Raw genomic sequence first — 1887 nt, forward strand, 5'->3', positions numbered from 1 at the left:
TTAAAATTATTGTGTTAATTTCCTACTATAGTGAAAGGCTACTAGAATAGTTACTGTACTAAGATAGATGAATAAAGTAAGCACATATACTTTACTGGAATGGCGATCTAATTTCTGTAACTCTTTTATTAGCCTTTTACTTTAGTAGCAAAAATTAGTGTAAAACAGAATTTTGCAAAGGTCTCACTATGCCTGTCAGTTAATGCCAATAAACCATAAACATAGGCTTGAAAGCAATATATGGATGCCCAGAGGTCTCTATTTTTTAAGCGATTACGAAATCAATTGGTAGACGTCATCGGACCAGCAGTATGAGAGCTTGAAGGACCAATGCCGATTTTAAATGGTTCAAAAATACTGGTCATGAGGCCTTATTTATAGCCAGCCATGCTGACTCATTATCATTTTGAATTGTGCATAGACAATAGCTGCACTAATTAGCCCTCCCATACCAAATATGGCTTCCATAAAGACCATAATAAGGAGCAATTCCCAAGCTTTTGCATGGATATGCCGACCGATAATCTCAGCGTTTAAAAAGTATTCTAGTTTATGAATAATGACTAACCAAGCGGTAGATAAACCAGTGATTAACATACTATCGCTGAGGCTAAATAGGATAATTAAGGTGTTGGAAAGAAGGTTACCTACCACAGGAATCAGCCCTGCAATAAAGGTAAAGGCAAGCAAAGCGCCAGTCATTGGCAGCTTATGACCAAAAATAGGTAAGATACCGAGTAGGTAAACGCTAGTGAGTATGGTATTGATGGTTGCAATCCACATTTGCGCAAAAAAGACTTGTGAAAATGCGGTTAGCAGTTGGTTAAATTGTGAATGTATGCGTCTGACTAGGATGGGATCTTGCTCAGATAATACGGGTATTTGCCATGCTGCAAGTGCGCCAATGATTAAGCCAATGAGAAGGTGTCCTATTGCGCGTAGGGTATGTAACCCCGCCGTTTGCAGTTGATGAGCGTGGTCATGTAGGGTTTTGCTTAAAAGCTCTCGCAAAGCAGATAAGGAATCAGGTAAGTGTTTAGCGATTGATGGTGGAAGTTGTTCTTGGGCTTTATCAATAGCTTGCGCAGCATAGTCTAATAAAGGCGATAAGCCAATATCGGCTTTATTGCTAATCCATACAGTGAGCAATCCAAACAGAAGTAAAAAGACGAGAAAGACAACCGTAACGCCCGCTGCTCTTGCAAAACGAATACCATGATGTTTGAAAAAATGCGCTAACTGCCTTACTGCAATATAGGTCATTAATCCAATAAAAAGCATGCCAACAAATTTCAGCAGTAATACGGGTAACCATAATAAGAGGATACCGCTAATGGCTGAAAGGAATGTTAAAAAAGTCAGCGGGCGAGGCGCATTATTGGTCATTATTTTTCCACGGCTAATCCATAAGGTCGTGCAGCTTTTTAAGATACGCTTCCCAAACGCAATCGTCAAAGCTACGACGAATGATTAGGATATAGCCTGAACCATGTCGATAAATCAGTAAAGCGCTTTGTCTTAAAATCTTTCTAACCAATTAATATGGCTCGCAATTATATGTCGGAATAAATTAAAGACGCATCACTGAGTCCAAACGATTACGAAAATGAATAGATAACTGCATCATTGTCTGTCCTCAATTCGCAATTAGCATCATCCATTTTGTAGAGGCATTTATAGTCAAATCATTTATAATCCAATCTATCCAAAGCAGATATAAAGAACGACTTATAGTAGAATTATCAAAAACAAACTGAGCATATCCTATGACCTACTGCAGCCAATTCCGACAAAAAATTCTTAACGATATTGCTAATGGAGAAACTTGGCGCGCTGTTGCAAAGCGCTACAAGATCAGCAAATTCACCGTCTATAGCTGGATTAAAA

General features: G+C 38.6%; 3 protein-coding genes and 1 pseudogene. 1 reads left to right on the forward strand and 3 read right to left on the reverse strand.

Translation table 11 applies throughout. The features are described from left to right. Positions 1–284 precede the first annotated feature (284 nt). The 3 genes and pseudogenes from A5N85_RS17370 to A5N85_RS15815 all read right to left on the reverse strand — a co-directional run. A pseudogene (locus A5N85_RS17370) lies at positions 285–365 on the reverse strand (serine dehydratase beta chain); the annotation flags it as partial. 10 nt (positions 366–375) lie between these two features. Further along, positions 376–1386 carry an AI-2E family transporter gene (locus A5N85_RS12945; protein ID WP_072577570.1) on the reverse strand — a complete coding sequence of 337 codons (1011 nt, stop codon included), beginning with the start codon at positions 1384–1386 and terminating at the stop codon, positions 376–378. 13 nt (positions 1387–1399) lie between these two features. Further along, complete coding sequence (locus A5N85_RS15815) at positions 1400–1537, reverse strand: hypothetical protein (RefSeq protein WP_169818676.1); 138 nt, start codon at positions 1535–1537, stop codon at positions 1400–1402. A gap of 229 nt (positions 1538–1766) precedes the next feature. On the opposite strand from A5N85_RS15815, the gene A5N85_RS17890 reads away from it, so the two are divergent. Further along, the coding region (locus A5N85_RS17890) for a helix-turn-helix domain-containing protein (RefSeq protein ID WP_143143310.1) at positions 1767–1887 on the forward strand (121 nt) is incomplete at its 3' end.

It is taken from the genome of Suttonella ornithocola (genome assembly GCF_001889065.1).
Lineage (GTDB): Bacteria > Pseudomonadota > Gammaproteobacteria > Cardiobacteriales > Cardiobacteriaceae > Suttonella_A > Suttonella_A ornithocola.